Origin of the sequence: Sinorhizobium glycinis (assembly GCF_001651865.1) — a bacterium.
GTDB lineage: Bacteria > Pseudomonadota > Alphaproteobacteria > Rhizobiales > Rhizobiaceae > Sinorhizobium > Sinorhizobium glycinis.
This window is the reverse complement of sequence record NZ_LPUX01000060.1, coordinates 139,085-163,022: the sequence shown is the minus strand read 5'-3', so window position 1 is coordinate 163,022 and position 23,938 is coordinate 139,085. Positions and strand designations below refer to the sequence as shown.

General features: G+C 65.1%; 12 protein-coding genes and 1 pseudogene. 4 read left to right on the top strand and 9 right to left on the bottom strand.

Features of this window, described 5'->3' with window-relative positions:
* Window positions 1-180: 180 nt before the first annotated feature.
* Window positions 181-8,793 (bottom strand): cyclic beta-(1,2)-glucan synthase, encoded by an 8,613-nt coding sequence (gene ndvB / locus AU381_RS14235; RefSeq protein ID WP_064242410.1) that lies wholly within the window; start codon window positions 8,791-8,793, stop codon window positions 181-183.
* Window positions 8,794-9,137: 344 nt separating this feature from the next.
* Complete coding sequence (locus AU381_RS14230) at window positions 9,138-10,031, bottom strand: LysR family transcriptional regulator (RefSeq protein WP_064242409.1); 894 nt, start codon at window positions 10,029-10,031, stop codon at window positions 9,138-9,140.
* A 113-nt stretch (window positions 10,032-10,144) separates the two neighbouring features.
* On the opposite strand from AU381_RS14230, the gene hglS reads away from it, so the two are divergent.
* The 4 genes and pseudogenes from hglS (at window position 10,145) to AU381_RS14210 (ending at window position 14,899) form a co-directional block, all read left to right on the top strand.
* Entirely contained in the window at window positions 10,145-11,545 is a 1,401-nt protein-coding gene (gene hglS / locus AU381_RS14225; protein WP_064242408.1) for a 2-oxoadipate dioxygenase/decarboxylase HglS, read from the top strand.
* A gap of 151 nt (window positions 11,546-11,696) precedes the next feature.
* Window positions 11,697-12,011: pseudogene (locus tag AU381_RS14220) on the top strand (FAD-linked oxidase C-terminal domain-containing protein); the annotation flags it as partial.
* Between the two features lie 80 nt (window positions 12,012-12,091).
* Window positions 12,092-13,624 (top strand): L-piperidine-6-carboxylate dehydrogenase, encoded by a 1,533-nt coding sequence (gene amaB, locus AU381_RS14215; protein WP_064242406.1) that lies wholly within the window; start codon window positions 12,092-12,094, stop codon window positions 13,622-13,624.
* Between the two features lie 42 nt (window positions 13,625-13,666).
* Window positions 13,667-14,899 carry a pyridoxal phosphate-dependent aminotransferase gene (locus AU381_RS14210; RefSeq protein WP_064242405.1) on the top strand — a complete coding sequence of 411 codons (1,233 nt, stop codon included), beginning with the start codon at window positions 13,667-13,669 and terminating at the stop codon, window positions 14,897-14,899.
* Window positions 14,900-14,972: 73 nt separating this feature from the next.
* Here AU381_RS14210 and AU381_RS14205 read toward each other — a convergent pair whose 3' ends face one another.
* The 7 genes from AU381_RS14205 to AU381_RS14175 all read right to left on the bottom strand — a co-directional run bounded on the left by AU381_RS14205 (window position 14,973) and on the right by AU381_RS14175 (window position 23,713).
* Window positions 14,973-16,244, bottom strand: a complete 1,272-nt coding sequence (locus tag AU381_RS14205) for a glycerate kinase type-2 family protein (protein ID WP_064242404.1) — start codon at window positions 16,242-16,244, stop codon at window positions 14,973-14,975.
* Between the two features lie 426 nt (window positions 16,245-16,670).
* Complete coding sequence (locus tag AU381_RS14200) at window positions 16,671-18,326, bottom strand: GMC family oxidoreductase (RefSeq protein WP_064242403.1); 1,656 nt, start codon at window positions 18,324-18,326, stop codon at window positions 16,671-16,673.
* Between the two features lie 229 nt (window positions 18,327-18,555).
* Window positions 18,556-19,329: a 3-ketoacyl-ACP reductase gene (locus AU381_RS14195; protein WP_064242402.1), complete on the bottom strand. Its 774-nt coding sequence runs from the start codon at window positions 19,327-19,329 to the stop codon at window positions 18,556-18,558.
* On the bottom strand, window positions 19,326-20,834 hold the full coding sequence (locus tag AU381_RS14190) for a GMC oxidoreductase (protein WP_064242401.1): 1,509 nt from the start codon (window positions 20,832-20,834) through the stop codon (window positions 19,326-19,328). Before AU381_RS14190 ends, AU381_RS14195 begins: the two co-directional genes overlap by 4 nt.
* Window positions 20,835-20,836: 2 nt before the next feature.
* Window positions 20,837-21,949, bottom strand: a complete 1,113-nt coding sequence (locus tag AU381_RS14185; protein ID WP_064242400.1) for an ABC transporter ATP-binding protein — start codon at window positions 21,947-21,949, stop codon at window positions 20,837-20,839.
* 4 nt (window positions 21,950-21,953) lie between these two features.
* Window positions 21,954-22,835, bottom strand: coding sequence for a carbohydrate ABC transporter permease (locus AU381_RS14180; RefSeq protein WP_064242399.1), 882 nt, complete (start codon window positions 22,833-22,835; stop codon window positions 21,954-21,956).
* Complete coding sequence (locus tag AU381_RS14175) at window positions 22,835-23,713, bottom strand: carbohydrate ABC transporter permease (RefSeq protein ID WP_064242398.1); 879 nt, start codon at window positions 23,711-23,713, stop codon at window positions 22,835-22,837. The genes AU381_RS14180 and AU381_RS14175 overlap by 1 nt, the downstream gene beginning before the upstream one ends.
* Between the last annotated feature and the right edge of the window lie 225 nt (window positions 23,714-23,938).

The window sequence follows — 23,938 nt, the reverse complement described above, 5'->3', positions numbered from 1 at the left end:
CCGGGATTTGGCGCCCCGCCCGACCCCCTGTTGAAACCGGACGCCGCCGCCCACAGGGGCCTTTCGGCATCAATGAAACCGCAAACCCGCAATGGGTCGCGATGCCAAACCTGACGGCAAAGAAAAACCGGCCTCGCACGTTCGGTACAAAGCCGGCTTCTCCAGTGTCATTTCCGGCAGTTACAGCAAAATGCCTTCATGCGCGTTTTTTGTGACACTATTATTGACGCTGACGATCAACTCACCGGTTTTTTTGTCGCGGCTGACGGAAATCCGGTGCGTGGCACCGTTCAGCCGGACCTCGGCGGAATAGCCGTCCCAGTGTTCCGGCAGGACCGGCTGGATCGCCAGCCTCTCGCCTCGCTGGCGAATGCCGAGGATGCCCTCGACGCCGGCGCGGTAGAGCCAGCCTGCCGAGCCGGTGTACCAGGTCCAGCCGCCGCGGCCGGCGAGCGCGCCTTCGCCATAGACATCGGCCGCCACGACGTAGGGCTCGACGCGGTAATGCTCCGCATCGTCGCGATTGCGCGAATGCGATATCGGGTTCAGCATCTGGAATGCGCGCCAGGCTTCCTCCGCCCGTCCCTGCGCGGCGAAGGCCATCACGACCCAGGTGGCCGCATGGGTATACTGACCCCCATTCTCACGCACGCCCGGCGGGTAGGACTTGATATAGCCGGGATCCTGCTCGGTCTTTTCGAGCGGCGGCGTGAACAGCCGGACGATGCGCTTGTCCGGATCGACCAGTTCCGCCATCACCGCATCCATGGCGCGCCTGGAGCGCTCCGCGTCGCCCTCGCCCGACAGCGTGCTCCACGACTGCGCGATCGAATCGATCCGGCACTCGCCGCTTTCCGCCGAGCCGAGCGGCGTCCCGTCGTCATAGTAGCCGCGGCGGTAGTAGTCGCCGTCCCAGCCGGCCTCATCGAGCGCCCGCTTGACGATATCGAGATGCGATTCCCATAGCGCGACGCGCGTCTGATCCTTGCGCTCGCGCGCATGGGACAGGAAGGCGCGCAGGGCGCCTGCCAGGAACCAGCCGAGCCAGACGCTGGTGCCCTCGCCCGCCTCGCCGACGCGGTTCATGCCGTCGTTCCAGTCGCCGCCGAGGATCAGCGGCAGGCCGTTGGCACCAGTGCGCTTGATGGCGAGATCCAGCGCCCGGGCGCAATGCTCGTAGACATCGGCAAGCTCGTCCGCGATTTCCGGCGTGTAGAAGCTGTCGTGCTGCCCCTCCTCGAGCGCCGGCCCGACGATGAAGGGCAGTTTCTCGTCGAGAATGTCCTTCGTACCGGTGACGGTGCAATAATGCGCGACCGCATAGGCAAGCCAGACGACGTCATCGGAAATCATCGTGCGGACGCCGGCGCCGGTGCCGGGCAGCCACCAATGCTGCACGTCACCTTCGACGAACTGTCGGGAAGCGGCGTTCAGAATTTGCGCCCGCGCCAGTTCCGGCCGGTGGGTGAGGAAGGCCAGCGTATCCTGCAATTGATCGCGGAAGCCAAAGGCGCCGCTCGCCTGATAGAAGGCCGAGCGTGCCATGATCCGGCACCCGAAACTCTGGTATGGGAGCCAATTGTTGACCATGTGGTCGAAGGCCCGGTCGGGTGTCTCGACCTTTACGACGCCGGTGAATTCGCTCCAGAAGGCCTTTGACGCCTGCAGCGTCTTGTCGAAGGCGCCAGCACGCAACTCCCCGAGAACCGCCTCGACCTGGTCGCTGCTGTCCGCATCGCCGAGGAAGAAGGTAATCTGCCGCTCGGCCCCCGGTTCGACGGTGAGATCCGTCGCCAGCGCCGCGCAGACATCGCCGTCCACTTCGGTCAACCCGGAAAGCTCGGCGCCCGCGAGGACTGCCTCAGGTGCGAGGATCCCGCCGACCCGGCCGAGGAATTCGCGGCGGCTCGCCGTATAGCTCGCCGTGTCGCCATCGATGGCGAAGAATGCCGTTCGGCCGGCATAATCGACACTGTAGGGATTGGTCGCGAGCAGCGCGCTCGCAGCCTCCCGCCATTCAGCCAGCACGAAAGGCGCCGTGCGGCTGCGGTTGTTGCCGAGAACCCACTCGGCATAGCCGTAGACGCGCAGCTTGCGGGTGGCCGCACCGCGGTTGCGGACCGACAGGCGGACGAGTTTGGCCGGCAGCGACCTGTGTACGGTGTGGGTCGCTTCGATCTCGAGCTCGTCCTGCTTGCTTCGGAAGAGTGAATAGCCGAGGCCATGACGAGCTTCGAAAAGCGCCGACTTGCGCCGCGAAAGGGCCGCGTAGGGCGTCGAAACAGAGCCGCTGGACATGTCGCGGATGAAGATCGCCTCGCCCGGCCGGTTGACCACCGTGTCATTGGTCCATGGCGTCAGCTGGTAGTCGCGCGAGTTGCGGCTCCAGGAGAAGCTCGCCCCTTCGGCCGACACATGAGACCCGAAGCCCTCATTGGAAATGACGTTGATCCACGGGTGAGGGGTCGCCTCGCCGCCGCGCAGCCGCACCACATATTCGCGCCCCTCGTCGGCAAAGCCGCCAAAGCCGTTCCAGAACTCGAGATCGCCGCCGTCGACGGCCGCCGCCGCTCCGCCCGCCCTGTCCTGGCTCACCGGCAGCAGCATCCGTGTGCCCGCTTCCGCCTCTTCGCGAGGCTTTGCGTAGAGCGCCGCGGCACGGGCGATCTGGTCGGTGATCGTGCCGTTGCGGGCATGGAAGACGGCGCGCGAGGCCGAGATCAGCGTCGACCAGGTTTCAGGCTCCATCAGGTCGCGCCGCACCGCAAAGATGTGCTGGCGCGGGCCGTCCGAGAGGCCGCGCAGCCTCAGGTTCTCGCACATGGAATCGAGCGTGTGCTGCAGGTCCTGCGCATAGGACGAGGCGCGCTCGTTGATGACCACCAGATCGGCTGTGATGCCGCGGGCCCTGAGATACTCCTGGGCACGCAGCGCCTCGCGGGCGATGCCGAGGTCGCCGTCGTCATTGATCCTCAGGCAGAAGATCGGGAAGTCGCCGGAGATCGCCAGCGGCCAGAGCGCCGCCTGGGAGGCGAGACCGGCCTTGACGGTCGCCGTATCGGCGCGCAGGTGCATGTCCGGATAGACCAGGTAACGGCCGAGCATCTGGAAGCTCGCCGCCTCCTTCGAACTGATCCCGACATGGCGCATCTGCACCTGGCTGCGGGTCCAGGCATGGATGAGCTCGTGATTGAAGGTCTCCGGGTGGCGGTAGCGATCGATCGCCCGGTCGACCGCTTCACGGTCCGGGGCGGCGATCGTCCAGAAGATGACGCTCACCTTCTTGCCGGCCGGAACCCGGACGACGCGCCGGAGCGCCATGATCGGATCGAGCGTATAGCCGTCCGTGCCCGAGAGGCTGACGCCCGGGTCGAAGGCCGCGGCCTCCGACAGCGTGCGGCCCTGGCCGAGGAAGCGGCGGCGGTCGGTTTCCGCCTGGGTGTGGCGGTCGCTGCCGGCATTGTCGGTGATGAGATGCGCGACTTCGATATCGGGATCGCCGGGGCCGCGCTTGTTGCGCGATACACGGATGACGTCGCCCTGCCGGCTGATCTCGGTGCGGATGAACATCTTCGAGAAGGCCGGATGCGAACTGTCGGCGTCGTCGAACGCCAGCACCGGCTCGGCATAGGAGGTGACTTCGATGAACCGGTCTTCCGTGCCCGTATTGAGCAGGATGACCCGGCGGCCTTCCGCATCGTGTTCGGTCGCGACGATGCATTCGACCTCGCTGGTCAGGTCGCCGACGGTCTTGACGAACTCGGCCTTGTCGTCGCCGAAGCGGGTGAGCGTCTTCTCACCCTCGGCGCGCCGCGGCTCGGCGGTCGCCGACCACCATTCGTCGGTCACCGTGTCGCGCAGGAAGATGAATGTTCCCGTCCTGTCTTCGACCGGATCCGGCTTCCAGCGGGTGACGGCCTGGCCGTTCCAGCGTGCATAGCCGGCGCCGTTCGCCGTCAGCATGATCGAGTAATGGCCGTTCGACAGGAAGACTGTCTCGCGGTCCTGCGACAGCGGGTCCTCGATGATCCGCACTTCCGGTCGCAGCAGGTCGGCCTGGCCCTTGCCGAGCGATTCCGGTTCGCGCTTCGCCGCCATCACCGGAATGTCGCGCGGCGCCTTCTCCTGCAACAGGAGCTCCGCCGCCTCGATCACCGGATCGGCATGGAACCATTCGCGCAATTGCCCATTGAAGACGACGTTTGCGACGGCTGCGATCGACATGCCGTGATGGTGGGCATAGTAGTTGCGCACCACGGCGCATTTCTGCCCTTCGGGCACACGCGTCGGCGTGAAATCCACCGCATCGTGGTAGCCATAGGCGCCGAGCGCGCCGACTTCCCTGAGCCGCTCCAGATTGGCGAGCGCGGATTTCGGGTCGTACATGCAGGCAAGGATCGACGCATAGGGGGCGATCACCGCATTCTGGCCGAGGCCGCGCTTGAGACCCAGCGTCGGCACGCCGAAATTCGTGTACTGATAGGTGAGTTCGTGGTCGCGCGCGTTGAATGCGGCTTCCGAGATACCCCACGGGGTCCCGAGGCGACGGCCGTGGTTGACCTGCTCCTGCACGACCAGATTGTTCGTCTGGTTCAGGATGCCGCCTTGCCGCTCCTGCATGACGAGCGGCGGCATCAGATATTCGAACATCGAGCCGGACCAGGAGACGAGCGCGCCGCGCGCGCCGATCGGCACGATCGGGCGCCCCAGCTTGTACCAATGCTCGGTCGGGAGATCCCCCTTGGCGATCGCAAAGAGGCTCGTCAGCCGCGCTTCCGAAGCCAGGAGGTCGTAGCAGGCCTCGTCGAGCTCGTTGGCATTCACCCGGTAACCGATCGACAGCAGCCGCCGCTCCGGCCGGAACAGGAAGCTGAAATCCATCGAGAAGGCGATGTCGCGGGCCCGGTCCTTGAGAACCAGCAGGCGCTGGCGCAGCGAGTCGATCGCACCGAGATCGAAGACGCCGTCGGCAATGTGCGCCTCGCAGGTCGCCACCAAGGAACCCGCCCATTTCGCCACTTCGCCGCTCTGGGCGGTGCGGACCTCGTGGTCGAGATTGAGGGTAAGCTTGTGCATGTCGCGGGCAAGCACAGCCAGGTTGATGACCCGGATCGAGGCGAACTCATGCTCCCGCTTGACCGCGGCGAGCGCGTTCTGGAAGCCGGCGATACGCTCTTCGATCAGGCGGCGCAGCGGACGGACGGTCTTGCGGTCGTCCGGCAGTTCGTTCAGCACCTCGGCGAGGATGGCGGCGACGTCGCCGATGCCGTCGAGATTGCCCTGGACATGGGCGGAGGGCGCCTCGGCCCATTCCCGGCACATGGACGAGACCGCGATCAGGTGCCCGGCGAGATTGCCGCTATCGACGGACGAGATATAGCGCGGCTCCATCGTTTCGAGCCCTCGCGTACGGTACCAGTTGAAGAGATGGCCGCGGTACTTGGGCATGCGATCGATCGTCGCGATCGTCTGCTCGAGCCGGGTGATCGTCTCCTCGAAGCCGATCCAGCCGAAGGAGCGCGCCGACATCGCCGACAGGAGATAGACGCCGATGTTCGTGGGCGAGGTGCGTTCCGCCAGAACCGGCTGAGGGGTTTCCTGGAAATTGTCCGGCGGCAGGAAATTCTGCTCGGCGGTGACGAAGGTCTCGAAATAGCGCCATGTCCGCCGGGCGATCCTGCGCATCTCGTCGATCGCCTCGTCGGAGACGACGAGCTGGTCTTCCGTTTCCGCCGACTGGCTGACGAACCAGGCAACCGCCGGTGACGCCGCCCAGAGGAGGGCGAAGGGTATGCCGATGAAGGGCAGCCCGGTATCGGAGATCGCCGCGAGCGCCAGCGAGACGAGGGAGAGAGCCGGCGCTGTCCACATGGCGCGGAAATAGTCGCCGATCGAGCCGTGGCCGGCGCTCTGCACCTGCGCGGCCGTGCGCCATTCGAGCATCAGCTTGCGGCTGACGAAGGTGCGGTAGAGCGACCGGACGATCGCGTCCGCCATCATCGCCGCATTGTGGGCGATGAAGACGATGCGCAAGGCAACCTGGGCATTGGCGGCGCGGATGTCGGAAAGCACCGTGTGGATATGGGCTCTCGCGACGATATCGTTACGGCGCGGCATGATGCCGTTGATGAGCGACAGGGTCGGCGCGACGAAAAGGCTGAAGATCAGCACGATCTGCCAGATCAGCGCATCCGCCGGCTGCATGTAGTACCAGCCCATGACGGAGGCCGCGAGCCAGGCGACGGGGATCAGCGAGCGGCGCAGGTTGTCGTACATCTTCCAGCGGCCGAGCATCGAAAGCCCGTTCTTGAGGCTGAAGATGTAAGGCAGGAGCTGCCAGTCGCCGCGCGCCCAGCGATGCTGGCGCGACATCTCGACCTCATAGCGGGTCGGAAAATCCTCGACGAGCTCGACATCGGTCACCAGTGCGCAGCGCGCATAGGAGCCCTCGAGCAGGTCGTGGCTGAGCACGGCGTTCTCTTCGATCCGGCCCTTGAGCGCGGCCTCGAAGGCGTCGACGTGATAGAGGCCCTTGCCGGTGAAGCTGCCTTCGTCGGTGATGTCCTGATAGACGTCGGAGACCGTGAAGATATAAGGATCGATGCCGCGGTTGATCGAGAAGATGCGCTGGAAGGCGGAGGCCTCGTTGCCCGTCGTCAGCGACGGCGTCACGCGCGGCTGCAGGAGGCTGTAGCCGGCGACGACGTCCTGCGTCCTCGGATTGACGACCGGCCGGTTGATCGGGTGGTAGAGCTTGCCGACCAGCTTCGTCACCGCGTCGCGCATCAGCCGCGTGTCGGAATCGAGCGTCATGACATATTGCACGCCCTCCGGCACCAGATTGGCGCCCTGCAGGAACGAGGTGTCGCGATCGCCGCGCAGCAGGAGGTTCAACTCGTGCAGCTTGCCGCGCTTGCGTTCCCAGCCCATCCAGACGCCTTCGGCCTCGTTGAACAGCCGCCGGCGGTGCAGCAGGAAGAAGCGGGTCCTGCCGTCATAGGCATAGCGGGCCGTGAGCGATGCTATCTCCCGCTTGGCATATTCGAGCACGTCCGAATCCGCCGGCGTTTCCTCGAACTTGCTGTCGGCCCAGTCGCTCAGCAGCGCGAAATAGATCTCGCCGCGCGGATTGGCGAGATAGTGGACCTCGAGATTGCGCACCAGTTCGTCGACATGGTCGCGCTTGGCGATCAGGCAGGGCACCACGACGAGCGTGCGGGCGTCCTCGGGGATGCCGTCGAGGAATTCGTAGCCGACGAGCCGCGACGGTCTGACGAACAGCGTGACCAGCGTGTTGAACAGGCCCATCGCGCCCTCGGAAGCCGGCAGGGCGAAAAGCAGCAGCATGATCAGCTTGGCGCCGCTCGGAATGTCCATCGGGCTGACGAAAACGTAGACGGCGATCATCGCCAGTATGGTCAGGAGAATGTTCGGCCCGGCGATCGCAAACCAGTCCAGCTTGCGCACCATGCGGATCAGGCGCTGCAGGACCGACGGCGAATATCCGATCCGCCTCTCGAGGTCCTTGCGCTGTTTGCCGACGAGGAAGGTGCCGACATTCGGCTCCTGCAGCGGCGCCTCCACCGCGGCGGCGGCCCTCGCCTCCTCGACCATCTCGATCGCGGTCTCGGTGACCTCGTGCTCGCTGTAGCCGGAACGGCGGGCCAGCTTTTCGATCGTGTCGCGGTACTTGTTGCGCGAGCCGAAATCGAGCGCCTGATAATCGGAGCCTTCGCGCAGCGTCGCGTCGATCTTGCTGACGCTCTCGAACCAGACGGCCCAGTCCGTGTCGTCGATCTCGCGCAGGCCGCGAATGATGTTGCTCATCGTCGCGTTGCCCGACGACAGGCGGTTCTGCTCGGCGACCAGCGCCTCCTCGACGTCGGTGCCGCGCCGTTCCAGCCTTTCCTCGATCCAGGCGATGACCGCGCCCGAGGTCTGCGACCCGTCGCGCATGCGGTAGAGAAGCTGGGCTATGAAGGTATTGTCGGCGGCCAGCGCCTCCGACTCCGCCAGCAGCGCCCGGCATCGTTCCGGGTCGCCCAGGCGGATGATCTCATCGGCGACCTCGTTCGCCTTCCGCCGCATGCCGCGCGAGCGCTCGACGCGGATGGCGATGCGTCTGAGGTTTTCGATGAGCACGAAGCGCAGGATCGACGGCAGTGCCCACAACTCGCCGATCTTGAAGGTTTCATGCTCCTGGAAACCTTCCACCATCGCGGTGATGCTTTCCCGCGATACCGTGCTGTGGGTATGGGCGACGTAGAGCCAGGCAAGCGCCATCGTGCGCGGAATGGTCGTGCCGGAAACCGACAGCGTCGGCAATTGGCGATAGAACCGGCGCGGAAAGTCACGCCGGACCTCCTGGATCGCTTCCTCGACGACGTGGTGATTGTCGATCAGCCACTCGGCGGCCGGGGTGATCGAGGCGCCGGCCTCGACATCGGCCGCGGTAGCCCGATAGACGCGGAAGATTTCCTTCTCGTTTTCCCGGTGCCTGGTGCGGAACTCGAAGGGAAAGAACCCCGGAAGCGAGGAAACGCCGCTTTGCGCAAGCTCGGCCCCGCATGCCCTGAGGTCGTCGATCGAGAAATAGGTCGAGCGGATCGAATCGTTGTAGTCGATCTGCTTCGCTTCCGGTTCGCGCGGTGTATTGGACGACGTCGTTTGTTGGAGCATGGGTATGGATTCTGGTTCCAACCGGGGTTGATCGGCCCGGTTCTCGTTGATCTGCCGAAGTGGCTGCGGCCCTGAATATCCAGGCGGCGCCGGCGCGTTTCTAGACACGGTCATGTGTCCCCCCATCCGCCGCCGTCATCCCGGAGCCGGAAACCCGCGGAAGCAGGCGCCGAACGCGACCTGGGGCTTAGAGAGCGCAAAGCCGGCGGCGCGTTGGGTGTCACGGCCGCGTGATGCATGAAAGTGGCATTTTTTAGCCGCAGTGTCAGCGGCTTGCAAGGATTGCGAGCCCCGCTTTGGACGATTTGGGGGGGACTGCCGCCGCAGCAATGCGGCACGGCCGCGCCTTCCCGCCGGCTCGATGGATGCTTGCGTCAAATCCGGTCCCTTCCTGGTACGTGGCAGCGCGGCGATTCGAAGAGGACCGCTCGGAAAGCTGCCTTCCACCCTCCCCGGCTTCAGCCGACCTGCTCGCTGATCCATTCCCGGAAGGCGCGGCTGATCGGGTTTTCCAGTTTGCCTTCCGGTACGACGAGATAGTAGCTGTTTTCCGTCTGCATCGGTCGGTCGAGCACAATCCGCAGCGTACCTGCGGCGAGTTCCTGTTCGATCAGATAGCGGGGCAAAAGGGCAAAACCGAGACCTGCGGTCGCCGCTTCGATCACCATCGAGAATTGATCGAACCGGTTGCCCCGATAGGCGCCGTGGCTGTCGATACCGTTCGCATCGAACCATTGCGCCCAGAGCTTCGGCCGCGTCGCAAGATGAAGCAGCGGTCCGCCGGCGATGTCTTCGGGCATCCCGACCGGATTTGCGGCAAGAAGCGCCGGGCTTGCGGCCGGCACGATGACCTCGCTGCAGAGATAGCTGCAGGCGGCGCGCGCCCAGACCGGCTGGCCGTAGTGGATCGCGAGGTCGAAATTCTGCTCGTCGAAATCGAACGGCGCCGAACGCGAGGCGATGTTCAGGACCGTGCCGGGATAGCGCCTCAGGAAATCGGGCAGGCGCGGCACCAGCCAGCGGCTGCCGAAGGTCGGCAGCGAGGCGACGGAAAGGCTCGAATCGGCCCGTGCCGAGGCCATGGCGCGCACCATCAGCTCCTCGGTCTGATGCAAAAGGCGGCGGACCTCCGGAAGGAATTTCTGCCCCGCATCGGAAAGGATGACCCGCTGGCGGACCCGCTCGAAGAGCAGCACGCCCAGCTGCGTTTCGAGATCCTTGATCTGCCGGCTGACCGCACTTTGGGTGAGATTGAGCTCGGCCGCGGCTTGAGTGAAGCTGCCGTGGCGCGCCGCGCATTCGAAAGCCTGCAGCGTCGTCACGTCGGGAACCAGTCGGCGGCTTAACTTCATTCCGGCCTCGCATCAACATAGTCAGAAGCAACGCGATCCAAGCCCGCCACCTTCCGATATGATCAGAATTAAGAATGATCTTGTCCGTCACCCATAGCGCGAGGCGAGCCCCGGTGAAAGAGAATAGTTTCGTATCGGCCGACGATATTCGCTCGGCCTTTTCCGCCGCGATGTCGGTCATGTACCGCGAGGAGGTACCGGCCTATGGCACGCTGATGGAGCTGGTGGCGAAGGTGAACGGCGACACGCTGGCGGCGGATGCGGCCCTCAGGGGGCGCCTGGAGGCGACCGACACACTCGACCGCATCTCCGAGGAGCGGCACGGCGCGATCCGTCTCGGCACCCCGGCAGAGCTGTCGATGATGCGCCGGGTCTTTGCGGTCATGGGCATGTATCCAGTCGGTTACTACGATCTTTCGACCGCCGGCGTGCCGGTGCATTCGACCGCCTTCCGGCCGGTCGGCGAGGCGTCGCTGAAGCGCAATCCCTTCCGCGTCTTCACCTCGCTCCTGAGGCTGGATCTGATCGCCGACGAGACGCTCCGCGCGGAGGCCGACGCGATCCTGAAAGAGCGCAGGATATTCACTCCGGAGGCGATCGAGCTGACCGAGAAAGCCGAGCGCGACGGCGGCCTCGACAAGGCCGATGCCGAGCGCTTCGTGGCGCAGGTGCTGGAAACCTTCCGCTGGCACGACACGGCCAATGTGAGCGCCGACATGTACAAGCGCCTGCACGACGCCCACCGGCTGATCGCCGACGTCGTCTCCTTCAAGGGACCGCATATCAACCATCTGACGCCGCGCACCCTCGACATCGACCACGTGCAAGCGCTGATGCCGGAATACGGCATCGCCCCGAAGGCCGTCGTCGAAGGGCCGCCGACCCGCAACTGCCCGATCCTGCTTCGCCAGACTTCCTTCAAGGCGCTCGAGGAAGCGGTTTCTTTCCGCGACGCCGAGGACGGCTGGAAGGCCGGCTCGCATACGGCCCGCTTCGGCGAGATCGAGCAGCGTGGCATCGCCCTGACGCCGAAGGGCCGCGGCCTCTATGACCGGCTGCTCGGCGACTCGCGCAAGATCGTCCGCCCCGCCGCCGACGGCTCCAATGCCCGGGATTATGAAACGGCCCTCACCGAAGCCTTCAAGAGCTTCCCGGACAGCTGGGCGGAAATTCGCGAGGCAGGGCTCGGCTATTTCAGCTATTCTCTGACGGAAAAGGGCCGGCAGACGAAGCTCCCCGGTCGCCGCGATCTCGAAACGCTGATCGCCGACGGCCTGGTTCAGTTCGATCCGATCGTCTACGAGGACTTCCTTCCGGTCAGCGCCGCCGGTATCTTCCAGTCGAACCTCGGCGACGGCGCACAGCAGGAATTCGTCGCGAGCCCGAACCAGAAGCGCTTCGAGGCCGATCTCGGCGCCGCCGTCCTCGATGAATTCGCGCACTATGCCGGCATCGAGCAGGCATCGATCGAGAACTGCCTGAAGGCCTTGACCGCAGCCGTGGCAGCGGAATGATACGCCGAGGATGATGGAAAAGGACCATATCGACGCCCTGGCGAGGCAACTTGGAGACAAGGGCATCGTCACGCGTCCCGAGGACATGGAAGCCTATGAGACGGGGGCCTGCTACGACCGCGGTCGCGCCGCTGCCGTGTTGCGCCCGGCGGAAATGCCGGAGAAATTTCCCGTCGTCACGGTTTGCGGTTTCGGCCATATCGGCGACGGCGGCGTCCACTCCAACCTCGTCGTGGCGAAGGATAGTCCGCTATTGAGCGACCCGAGCTTCGAGCAGCGCCTGCGCGAATGGGTCTTCGGCGTGACGGTCGAGCAGTATCACGGCAGCTTCAGCGCGGAACATGCGATCGGCCGCCGCAACCAGGCCTATTACGATTTCTACACGCCGGAAAAACTGAAAGAGATGGCCGCCGGCCTGAAGACGTTCACCTCGCCGGGCAAGCTCGGCAGCGTGCGTTTCGGGTAGGCGAGGGTGGCATGAGGAAAAGTGTGAAGCGGTTTTCCGCCCGATCCCACGCCGACGAAGACAACACGGGAGTCAGACATATGAACATTGCAACGAAGAACATCGACGTCGCCAAGGAGGCAGCCGCGCTCCTCGACAAGATGGGCGTCGCCAAGGAGCTCTATACGGGCGGCGACATGCCGTCCTACAGCCCGGTCACCGGCGAGCAGATCGCCAGCCTCAAGACCGTGTCGGCGGCCGAGGCGGCCAGGAAGATCGAGAAGGCCGACGAGGCCTTCCGCGCCTGGCGGCTCATACCGGCGCCGAAGCGCGGCGAGCTCGTCCGCTTGCTCGGCGAGGAACTGCGCGCCTTCAAGGCCGATCTCGGCCGCCTCGTCTCGCTCGAAGCCGGCAAGATCCCGTCGGAAGGCCTCGGCGAAGTGCAGGAGATGATCGACATCTGCGATTTCGCCGTCGGCCTCTCCCGCCAGCTCTACGGCCTGACGATCGCCACCGAGCGCCCCGGCCACCGCATGATGGAAACCTGGCATCCGCTCGGCGTCGTCGGCATCATCTCGGCCTTCAACTTCCCGGTCGCCGTCTGGTCGTGGAACGCCGCACTGGCGCTCGTCTGCGGCAACGCCGTCGTCTGGAAGCCGTCGGAAAAGACGCCGCTCACCGCCCTTGCATCGCAGGCTATCCTCGAACGCGCCCTCGCCCGCTTCGGCGATGCGCCGGAGGGCCTGTCCGAGGTGCTGATCGGCGACCGCTCGATCGGCGAGGTGCTCGTCGACCATCCGAAGGTGCCGCTCGTCTCCGCGACCGGCTCGACCCGCATGGGCCGCGAGGTCGGGCCGCGGCTCGCCAAGCGCTTCGCCCGTTCGATCCTCGAACTCGGCGGCAACAATGCCGGCATCGTCTGCCCCTCGGCGGATCTCGACATGGCGCTTCGCGCCATCGCCTTCGGCGCCATGGGCACGGCCGGCCAGCGCTGCACGACGCTGCGCCGGCTCTTCGTGCACGAGAGCGTCTACGACCAGCTCGTGCCGCGTCTGAAGAAGGCCTACGCGTCGGTTTCCGTCGGCAATCCGCTGGAATCGGCCGCGCTCGTCGGCCCGCTCGTCGACAAGGCCGCTTTCGACAACATGCAGAAGGCGATCGCCGAGGCCAAGACGCATGGCGGCTCGGTCACCGGTGGCGAGCGTGTCGAGCTCGGCTACGAGAACGGCTATTACGTCAAGCCGGCGCTCGTCGAAATGCCGAAGCAGGAGGGCCCGGTTCTCGAAGAGACCTTCGCGCCGATCCTCTACGTCATCAAATATAGCGACTTCGACGCTGTTCTCGCCGAACACAATGCCGTGGCAGCCGGGCTTTCGTCGTCGATCTTCACCCGCGACATGCAGGAATCCGAACGCTTCCTCGCGGCCGACGGCTCGGACTGCGGCATCGCCAATGTCAATATCGGCACGTCCGGCGCGGAAATCGGCGGCGCCTTCGGCGGCGAGAAGGAAACCGGCGGCGGCCGCGAATCGGGCTCCGACGCCTGGAAGGCCTATATGCGCCGCGCCACCAACACGATCAACTATTCGAAGGCTCTGCCGCTTGCGCAGGGCGTCTCGTTCGACATCGAATAATTGGCGACATCGAATGATTGGCGATATCGAATAGGATCGACCATGACCATCAATGCAACGGTGAAGGAGGCGGGCTTTCTGCCCGCCTCGCGGATTTCCTCGATCGGCGTTTCGGAAATCCTGAAGATCGGCGCGCGCGCCAGCGCCATGAAGCGCGAAGGCAAGCCGGTGATCATCCTCGGCGCCGGCGAGCCGGACTTCGACACGCCGGACCACGTCAAGCAGGCGGCCTCAGAGGCGATCCAGCGCGGCGAGACGAAATACACCGCTCTCGACGGCTCTCCGGAACTGAAAAAGGCCATCCGCGAGAAATTCCAGCGCGAGAACGGCCTCGCCTATGAGCTGGACGAGATCACGGTTGGCACCGGCGCCAAGCAGATCCTCTTCAACGCCATGATGGCGACGATCAACCCCGGCGACGAGGTGATTATCCCGACGCCCTACTGGACCTCCTATTCGGATATCGTCCAGATCTGCGAAGGCAAGCCGGTCCTGATCGCATGCGATGCCTCGTCCGGCTTCCGCCTGACTGCCGAAAAACTCGAAGCGGCGATCACCCCGAAGACGCGCTGGGTGCTCCTCAACTCGCCCTCGAACCCGTCGGGCGCCGCCTACAGCGCTAGCGACTACCGGCCGCTGCTCGACGTTTTGCTCAAGCACCCGCAGGTCTGGCTGCTCGTCGACGACATGTATGAGCACATCGTCTATGACGGTTTCCGCTTCGTCACGCCGGCTGAGCTCGAACCTCGGCTCAAGGAACGCACGCTGACCGTCAATGGCGTCTCGAAGGCCTACGCGATGACCGGTTGGCGCATCGGCTATGCCGGCGGCCCGCGCGCGCTGATCAAGGCGATGGCCGTGGTCCAGAGCCAGGCAACCTCTTGCCCGTCATCCGTGAGCCAGGCGGCCTCGGTCGCGGCCCTCAACGGCCCGCAGGAGTTCCTGAAGGAGCGCACAGCAAGCTTCCAGCGCCGCCGCGACCTCGTCGTCAGCGGCCTGAACGCCATCGACGGGCTCGATTGCCGCGTTCCGGAAGGTGCCTTCTATACCTTCTCGGGCTGCGCCGGCATGCTCGGCAAAGTGACGCCGGCCGGAAGAAAGATCGACACCGATACCGGCTTCTGCGCCTATCTGCTCGAAGACGCCCATGTAGCCGTCGTCCCGGGCTCGGCCTTCGGCCTTTCGCCCTACTTCCGCATCTCCTATGCGACGTCGGAGGCGGAGTTGAAGGAAGCGCTCACCCGGATTGCCGCCGCCTGCGCGCGGCTTTCCTGATCCTGAGGGTTCAGCCGTCAGCTGCCCCTCCCCGGCCTCCCCACAAGGGTCAAAATGGGGAGGGGTTGGCGCTTCAGCGAATCAAGACCGCCCGGAAATCATTGACATTCGTGCCGGTCGGGCCGGGGACGAAAAGATCGCCGCTGGCCGAAAAGGCCGACCAGGCATCGTGGCGGGCGAGCTGGGCGCGCGGGTCGACGCCTGCCGCCCGCATTCGGCCAACGCTTGCCCCATCGGCAAAGGCGCCGGCATTGTCCTCCGAGCCGTCGATGCCGTCCGTATCGGCAGCGAGCGCATCGATGCCGGCGACTCCGTCGATGTCGAGCGCCAGCGAAAGCAGGAACTCGCTGTTCCGGCCGCCCTTGCCGTAATTGTTGCCGGAAATCGTCACCGTCGTCTCGCCGCCGGAAAGCAGCACCACAGGCTTGCCGAAGGGCCGGCCGCGTAAGCGGACTTCGCGGGCGAGTGCCGCATGCATGCGGCCGATGTCGCGCGCCTCGCCCTCGATCGCATCCGAGAGAATCATCGCTTCGATGCCCGCCTCCCTGGCACGGGCGGCTGCCGCCTCGAGCGACACGCTCGCCGAGGCGATCACCTGAACTTCGTTGCCGGCAAAGGCGGGATCGTCGGGGTCGGGTGCGCGCGCGGCATCGGAGGAAAGATGCATCATCACCCGCTCCGGCAAGGCGATCGCATAGCGCGCGACGATCTCGCGCGCCTCCTCGAGGCTCGACACGTCCGGCACGGTCGGGCCGGAGGCGACGAAGGCTGGATTGTCGCCCGGGACATCCGAGACCACCAGGCTGACGACGCGCGCCGGCGACGCCGCGAAGGCGAGTCGCCCGCCCTTGATGCGCGAGACATGCTTGCGCACCACGTTCATCGCCGAGATCGGCGCGCCGGAGGCAAGCAAGGCCTTGTTGACGGCGATCTCGTCCTCGAGCGCCAGGCCCTCCGGCGGCGCCGGCAGCAGCGCCGAGCCGCCGCCGGAAATCAGCGCCACCACGAGGTCGTCCGCCGTCAGCCCTTCCACCAGTTCGAGTAGTGCCGAGGAGGCGACAAGCCCCGCCTCGTCCGGCACCGGATGGGCCGATTGCAGCACCTTGATGCGTTCGCATTTCTCAATTGGTCCGTGTCGGGCGACGACAACCCCTTCGATCGGCCCCTCCCAAATCCGCTCGAAGGCGGCCGCCATCTGGCTTGCTGCCTTGCCGGCGCCGACGACGATCGTCCGCCCCTTCGGCCGCACCGGCAGATGGGCGCGAATGGCGGCTTCAGGATCGGCCGCAACGACGGCCGCTTCGAAGAGGGAGGTGAGGAAAGGGCGCGGCTCGATCGTTGCCATGGAATCCGTCCGGGATTTTTCCTGCATAATTCCTTAGATCGAATTCGATCTAAGGAAAAATTATGCAGCAAGTTGAAGTGCTACAGCGACCTTTGCGCGTCTAATAAGATGCGCGGAGCTGTAGGTCGTAGACGAGCACACCTTGGACGCCGCCTTCGGACGCCGCAACAATTTTTGCGCCGGTCCGGCGATGGTCTGCGTCATCGAGATAGGAGTCGCGCGCCATCCATGAGGTGGCGACGGGCGCGACGGCGCTGCGACGGCAGGGATTGCCCCTCTCCTCGGGTTTAACCCAGGGTTTACCCGAGGGGACTGAGACGGCGCGGCATACCCCTTCTCCCCGCGCGCGGGGAGAAGGTCGCGGCAGCGGGATGAGGGGCAAAACCGGTGCCTTCGGGGGTGCGGACGAATCATATTTCCTCCGGTTCAGCGAATATCGGCGCGGGCCCGCGGCCGCGTGTCGTTGCGCTCGTGCTGGAATACCGCGGGCGGCAGCGGCGGCAGACCGCGGATGATGTCGGCCCCCTTCTCGCCCATCATGATCGTCGGCCCGTTGGTATTGCAGGACGGCACCCGCGGCATCACCGAGCTGTCGGAGACGCGCAAGCCCTCGAGCCCGTGGACCCTCAGTTCGAGATCGACGACCGCCATCCGATCCGTGCCCATCTTGCAGGTGCCGACCGGATGATGGTCCGTCTTCGCATTGGCACAACCATAATCGAAAAGCTGCTCCTCGGTCTTGATGTCCTTGCCCGGCAAACGTTCGGCCATCACATAGGGCTCGAGCGCCGGCTGCTGCATGATCTCGCGGGCGATCTGCAGCCCCTCCAGCGACATCCTGCGGTCGTGCGGATCGTCCCAATAGTTCGGGTCGATCAGCGGTGCGGCCGCCGGATCGGCAGAGGAAAGCCGGACCGTGCCGCGCGAGCGCGGATGCAGATAGGCGGAGTTGAGGGTGACGCCGGCATTCTTGAGCCGCGCGACGCCTGCCTCGATGCCCGAGCCGAGGCCGAGATGGAACTGGATGTCCGGCGAGCGGGCATTCGGATCGGCATACCAGAAGCCGCCCGTCTCGAAGAGCGACGAGGCGACCGGGCCGCTGCGGAAAAGCACATATTGCAAGCCCGCCCAGAGGGTGCGGTGCAGCTTGGCGACATTGTCGTAGGTGTGGTCGCCGGTGCATTCGGAAATGACGAAGAGATCGAGATGGTCCTGGAGGTTGCCGCCGACGCCCGGGAGATCGTGGCGCACCTCGACGCCGACCGAGCGCAAATGGTCGGCCGGGCCGATGCCGGACTGCAAGAGCAGCTTCGGCGAGCCGATGGCGCCGGAAGAAACCAGCACCTCGCGTTCGGCGCGGATCGTCTCGCTGCCCTTGGCGGTCACCACTTCCACGCCGACGGCGCGCCTGCCTTCGAGCAGGATGCGGGCGACGCGGGCGCCGGTGCGTACCGTCAAATTCTTGCGATCCTTGATCGGCGAGAGATAGGCAAGCGAGGCGGACGAGCGCCGACGGTTGCGCTGGGTCAGCTGATAGAAGCCGACGCCTGCCTGCTGCTTGCCGTTGAAGTCGTGATTATAGGGAATGCCGAGCTCCTGGCCGGCGCGGATATAGGCATCGCAGATCGGCAGTGTCGAGACAGGCATCGAGACGCCGAGCGGCCCGCCATAGGAATGATAGTCGTCGGCGAAACGCTGGTTGTCCTCGGCGCGCTTGAAATAGGGAAGCACGCTGCGATAGTCCCAGCCGGCGCAGCCATCCTCGCTCGCCCAGAGATCGTAGTCGACGGCGTTGCCGCGGGTGTAGAGCTGCGCATTGATCGAGGAGCCGCCGCCGATCACCTTCGCCTGGGTATAGCGCAGCACCCTCCCCTTCATGTGCTTCTGCGGCACCGTGTGCCAGCCCCAGCTCGCCACACCCTTGGTCATCCTCGCGAAGCCGGCCGGCATGTGGAACAGCGGGTTCCAGTCGCCGCCGCCCGCCTCGAGGAGCAGCACCTTGACGGCCGGATCCTCGGTGAGCCGGTTGGCAAGCACGCAGCCGGCCGGACCGGCGCCGGTGATGATGTAGTCATAGGTCATTCATATCGTCCTCAAGGTCCGCGCTTTGGGCGCGATCATTTGGTTCATTGCCTCTTCGCCGCTTGGCTGCCCCTCATCCGGCTGCCGCCACCTTCTCCCCGCAGGCGGGGAGAAGGGCTCGCGGCACCGCCTTCCCCATCTCCACAGACGTGTCGCCAGGCACGTCCCCTCTCCCCGCTCGCGGGGAGAGGGTTAGGGTGAGGGGCAAATCCCGGGACGAGGGCCAAACTCACAGCCGGCTGATCGACAGCCCCCCATCGGCCTGGATGACCGAACCCGTGGCGAAGGCGAACTGGCCGCTGGCAAGCCCGGCGACGATATTGCCGATGTCCTCGGGCTCACCCCAGCGCCTGACCGGCACCAGACCCCCCGCAATCAGCGCATCGTATTTGCCGGAGACCGCGGCTGTCATGTCGGAGCGGATGATCCCGGGGCGGACCTCGAAGACCGAGATGCCGGTTTCGGCGAGTCTCAGCGCCAGGCCCTGGCTGAAGGCGGCAAGCCCGGCCTTGCTCATGCAGTAGTCGAGCCGTTCCGGCGAGGTCATCGCCGCGGAAACCGAGGTGATGTTGATGATCGAGCGCGGCACGCTCGTCCCCGCGGCAAGCATCGCCCTGAGGACGGCTTGCGTGAAGAAGACTGTTCCGCGCAGGTTGATGCCGACGATCGTGTCGAAATTCTCCGGCGTGAGATCGAGAAAATCGCCGCGCACCACGGAGGCGATGCCGGCATTGTTGACGAGGCAGTCGATCCGGCCGAAGGCTCCGATCACCGCATCGACGGTCGCCTGATGGCCGGAAAGGTCGGCGACATCGGCCCGAAGGAAGATGGCGCGCGCCCCGAGGCCGCCGAGCTCCGCAACGACCGGCGCCACGCCTTCCGCATCGCCGATGCCGGTGATGGCGATATCGAAACCGCCGGCTGCCAGGGCACGGGCGATGCCGAGACCGATGCCGCGACGGCCGCCGGTGACGATCGCGACGGGGCGTGTCTTGTCCGTCATGACCGAAGGTCCTCTTTGATGATGTAATCGGCGACGCGCAACGCCTGGGCTGCGACCGTCAGAGCCGGGTTGACCGCGGCCGAGGTCGGCAGGAAGCCGGCATCCACGACGAAGAGGTTCGGATGGTCGAAGGCGCGGCAATAGACGTCGAGCGGCGCCTGGGCCGGGTCTCTGCCGATCCGAACGGTCCCACATTGATGCGACGGCGTCCGCTTGTCGAAGGCCCGCGCCAGCACCACCGGGAAGCCGGCCTGCTTGAGGACCCCCTTCAGCTTGGCGACGAGCTTCAGGTGCGCCTGCCAGTTGGTGCGCACCCATTTGAGCAGGATGCGATCGCCGTCGACCATCACGCGGCTTTCCGGCGACGGCAGGTCCTCGCTCATGGCGTAGAAGTCGATGGCGCGCGACGAAACCTGGCTGAGCAGCCATTCCGGCATCGACTTCATGTTGGCCTTCAGGATCGCGCCGGAGACGCGGCCGAGAAGCTGGATATTGCCGAGCGGCGGTCCGCCCTCGCCGTCGGAGAGATAGAAATCGTTGAGCCCGAAGGTCTTTTGATAGACGGAATCGTTGCGATACCAGGGGCTGAGCGCAATCACGGCGCTCGAATTGTGATTCATGAAATTGCGGCCGACCTGGTCGGAGCGGTTGGCGAGCCCGGCCGGGTTGCGCTCATCGGCGGAGCGCAGCAGCAGCACGGCCGATTGCACGGCGCCGGCCGAGAGGATGACGAGCTTCGGCGAGACGCTGTGCTCGACACCATCCTTGACATAATGCACGGAGGAGATCGCCTTGCCATCCGACGCCGTGGTCAGCCGAGTGACGCGCGAGCCGATCTGCAGCCGCACATTCGGATATTCGAGTGCCGCCGTCAGCGCCGCGGTTTCCGCATCCATCTTGCCGTCGAAGCTGTTGGGATGCGCATCCCAGGGCGTCTTCCCCTTGGCGAGCCAGCGCTCGATATCGACGCCGAGCGGCAACGAATAGGGATGGAGGCCGAGGCCGCGCAGGCGCTTGCGCACCTTGGAAATTGCCGGCTCGTCCGGGACCGGGCCGTGGGCATAGTCGGTCGAGTGGGCGGGCTCCGTCGGGTCCTCGCCGAGGCGCCCACGCACCTGATAGAGTTCTTCCGCCTTGCCGTACCACGACTCGAGTTCCTCGTACGGAAACGGCCAGGCGGGCGAGACGCCGTCGAGATGCCGCATCTCTTCAAAGTCCTCGCGGCGATAGCGGGTGAGCACGGCGCCGTAGAATTTCGAATTGCCGCCGACATTGTAATAGTTGCCGGGGTTGAAGCCGGCACCGCCCGCCTCGTACCAAGTCTCCTTCGGCCGGAAATGACCGTTCTGGAAGATCGCCCGCTGGTCGCGATTGACCGGCAGGTCCTCGATGTGGTGGCCCGCTTCCAGGATGAGGATCTCGGCGCCCGAAGCGGCAAGCCCCGCCGCTATCGTTGCGCCGCCCACTCCCGAGCCGATGATGACGATTTCCGGCTGGTTCTGCATGCTCACGCGATCCGCATCTGGCTCTCGGGATCGAAGAACACCGCCTTATCGAGATTGAAGGCGAGCCGCGACGTCTGGCCGGGGGCGATGCGGGCGTCGGCCCTGAGCCTTGCTACGATTTCCTTGCCGCCGAGCCGGGTGACCGCGAAGGTATCGGAGCCGGCCGGCTCGACCACCTCGATCAGGCAGTCGCCCTCGGCGACGAACCTGGCGTTGCGGTCGGCCCCGTCCGGGTCGGTCAGCGCCTCCGGACGAATGCCGAAGACGACGTCTTTGCCGGCATAGGAAGAGAGCGTGCCGTTATGCGGCACGGCAAGCCTCAGCGGCTCGGCGTTCGGCCGCTCCAGCGTCACGGCGACCTCCGACCCGGAGGCTTCGATGCGCGCCTTCAACAGGTTCATCGCCGGCGATCCCATGAAGTCGGCGACGAACATGTTGGCGGGATTGTTGTAGATCTCGGCCGGCGTGCCGAACTGCTGCAGCACGCCGTCCTTGAGGACGGCGATCTTGGTCGCCAGCGTCATCGCCTCGATCTGGTCGTGCGTCACATAGACGATCGTCGTCTTCATGCGATGGTGCAGGCGTTTAATTTCCGTCCGCATGTCGACCCGCAGCTTCGCGTCGAGGTTCGACAGCGGCTCGTCGAAGAGGAAGACCTGGGGATTGCGCACCAGCGCCCGGCCCATGGCGACGCGCTGGCGCTGGCCGCCGGAAAGCTGGCTCGGCTTGCGCTCGAGCAGGTGGCCGATCTGCAGCATGTCGGCAACCTGCTTGATCGCCTTGTCGCGCTCCTCCTTCGGCACGCCGCGGATTTCCATGCCGAAGGCGATGTTTCCGGCGACCGTCATGTTCGGATAGAGCGCATAGGACTGGAAGACCATGGCGATATCGCGCTTCGACGGATGCAGTCCCGAAACCGAGCGGCCGTTGATGGCGATGTCGCCCGAGGTGATCGGCTCCAGGCCGGCAATCGTGTTCAGAAGGGTCGACTTGCCGCAGCCGGAGGGGCCGACGAGGACGAGGAAGCCGCCCTTTTCGATCTCGAGATTGATGTCCTTCAGGATCTCGAGCGAGCCGTAGGATTTGCGCAAGTTGGAGATTTGCAGGAATGACATGGGCTTATCCTTTCACGGCGCCGGACATCAGCCCGCGGACGAAGTAGCGGCCGGATACGATGTAGACGATGAGCGTTGGCAGGGCGGCGAGGATCGCGCCGGCGAAGTGGACGTTGTATTCCTTGACCCCCGTCGACGAGCTCACCAGATTGTTGAGCGCCACCGTCATCGGCGTCGAATAGGGGCCGGAGAAGGAGGCGCCGAACAGGAAGTCGTTCCAGATATTGGTGAACTGCCAGATGACCGAGACGACGACGATCGGCCCGGAGGACGGCAGCATGATCCGCCAGAAGATCTGCAAGAAGCTCGCGCCGTCGATCTGCGCGGCGCGCACCAGTTCGGTCGGGAAGGCCTCGTAATAGTTGCGGAAATAGAGCGTCGTAAAGCCGATGCCGTAGACCACATGGACGAGGATCAGCCCCCAGATCGACCCGGCAAGGCCGAGAATGCCGAGGATGCGTGCCATCGGGATCAGCACGATCTGGAAGGGGATGAAGCAGGACAAGAGCAGCATGCCGAAGAAGATGTTGGCCCCCGGGAAGCGCCACTTGGTCAGCACATAGCCGTTCAGCGCGCCGATGATCGTCGAGATCGCCACGGCCGGAACGACCATCAGGATCGAATTGATGAAGAAGGGACGAAGACCGGTCGGCTGCACGCCGATCTGCGCCGTCGACCAGGCCGAAAGCCACGGCTCGATGGTCCAGGTCTCAGGCAGGTTGAGCATGCCGCCCTGGCGGATCTCGTCGAGCGGCTTCAGCGAGTTGACCGCCATCACGTAGAGCGGCAGCAGCGAATAGAGCGCGAAGAGGATCAGCGCCGCATAGATCAGCGCCCGGGTCAGGCGGTTGTGCGAGATGACGTTCTCGGGACTGGGAGCGCCCATCAGCGTTTTCCTCCCCGGATTTCGGAATAGAGATAGGGAACGATGATCGAGAAGATCATGATGAGCATGATGATCGCCGACGAGGCGCCGATCGCCATCTGGTTGCGGGTGAAGGTGTAGGAATACATGAAGGTCGCCGGAAGCTCCGTCGCCTGTCCCGGCCCGCCGCCGGTCAGAGCGATGATCAGGTCGTAGGCCTTGATGGCAAGATGGGCGAGCACCACGAAGGCGGACAGGAAGACCGGCCGCATCAAGGGAATGATGATCCGCCGGTAGATGGTCGGCGTCGTCGCCCCGTCGATCTGGGCGGCCTTGATGATCTCGTTGTCGACGCCGCGTAAGCCCGCCAGGAACATCGCCATGATGAAGCCGGTCGACTGCCACACGGCGGCGATGACGACGCAGTAGATGGCGAAATTGCGGTCCTTGATCCAGTTGAAGGAGAAGCTCTCCCAGCCCCACAGATGCATGGTGTTTTCGAGACCGATGCCGGGATCGAGGAACCACTTCCAGGCGGTCCCGGTGACGATGAAGGAAAGCGCCATCGGATAGAGGTAGATCGGCCGCAGGAAGCCTTCGGCGCGGATCTTCTGGTCGAGCAGGATCGCGAGCCCCAGGCCGAGCACCGAGCAGATGACGATGTAGAGCGTCGCGAAGATCGCCAGGTTGCTGACCGCCCTCCACCAGTGCGGCAGGGCCCAGAGCCGGCCGTAGTTCGTCAGGCCGACGAAATTGTAGGACGGCAGCATCTTGCTGTCCGTCAGCGACAGGAAGCCCGTATAGACGATGAAGCCGTAGACGAACACCAGGACGATGAGAAAGCTGGGCGCGAGCACGAGCTTCGGCAGAAGCTCCTGCAGCCGGGTGCGGCTATCCATGTTTGTTACCACCGTATCGTTTCTTTTGGCGGGGGGCTGCCCCTCATCCGCCTGCCGGCACCTTCTCCCCGCTCGCGGGGAGAAGGGATATGCCGCAGCGCCTCCGTCCGCTCTCCGCACGGGGGCTAGGCGACAGCTCAGCCCTCAGGCGGTGAGAGGCACGCCGACCTCGCCGCTTGCCCCTTCTCCCCGCGAGCGGGGAGAAGGTCGCGGCAGCGGAATGAG

Coding starts and splice junctions, on each gene's coding strand:
- AU381_RS14205 (WP_064242404.1), bottom strand. CDS start 16,244: ATGGCAACGATCGAGCCGCGCCCTTTCCTCACCTCCCTCTTCGAAGCG.
- AU381_RS14210 (WP_064242405.1), top strand. CDS start 13,667: ATGACCATCAATGCAACGGTGAAGGAGGCGGGCTTTCTGCCCGCCTCG.
- AU381_RS14185 (WP_064242400.1), bottom strand. CDS start 21,949: ATGTCATTCCTGCAAATCTCCAACTTGCGCAAATCCTACGGCTCGCTC.
- AU381_RS14175 (WP_064242398.1), bottom strand. CDS start 23,713: ATGGATAGCCGCACCCGGCTGCAGGAGCTTCTGCCGAAGCTCGTGCTC.
- amaB (WP_064242406.1), top strand. CDS start 12,092: ATGAACATTGCAACGAAGAACATCGACGTCGCCAAGGAGGCAGCCGCG.
- AU381_RS14180 (WP_064242399.1), bottom strand. CDS start 22,835: ATGGGCGCTCCCAGTCCCGAGAACGTCATCTCGCACAACCGCCTGACC.
- ndvB (WP_064242410.1), bottom strand. CDS start 8,793: ATGACCGTGTCTAGAAACGCGCCGGCGCCGCCTGGATATTCAGGGCCG.
- AU381_RS14230 (WP_064242409.1), bottom strand. CDS start 10,031: ATGAAGTTAAGCCGCCGACTGGTTCCCGACGTGACGACGCTGCAGGCT.
- AU381_RS14195 (WP_064242402.1), bottom strand. CDS start 19,329: ATGACGGACAAGACACGCCCCGTCGCGATCGTCACCGGCGGCCGTCGC.
- AU381_RS14190 (WP_064242401.1), bottom strand. CDS start 20,834: ATGCAGAACCAGCCGGAAATCGTCATCATCGGCTCGGGAGTGGGCGGC.
- AU381_RS14200 (WP_064242403.1), bottom strand. CDS start 18,326: ATGACCTATGACTACATCATCACCGGCGCCGGTCCGGCCGGCTGCGTG.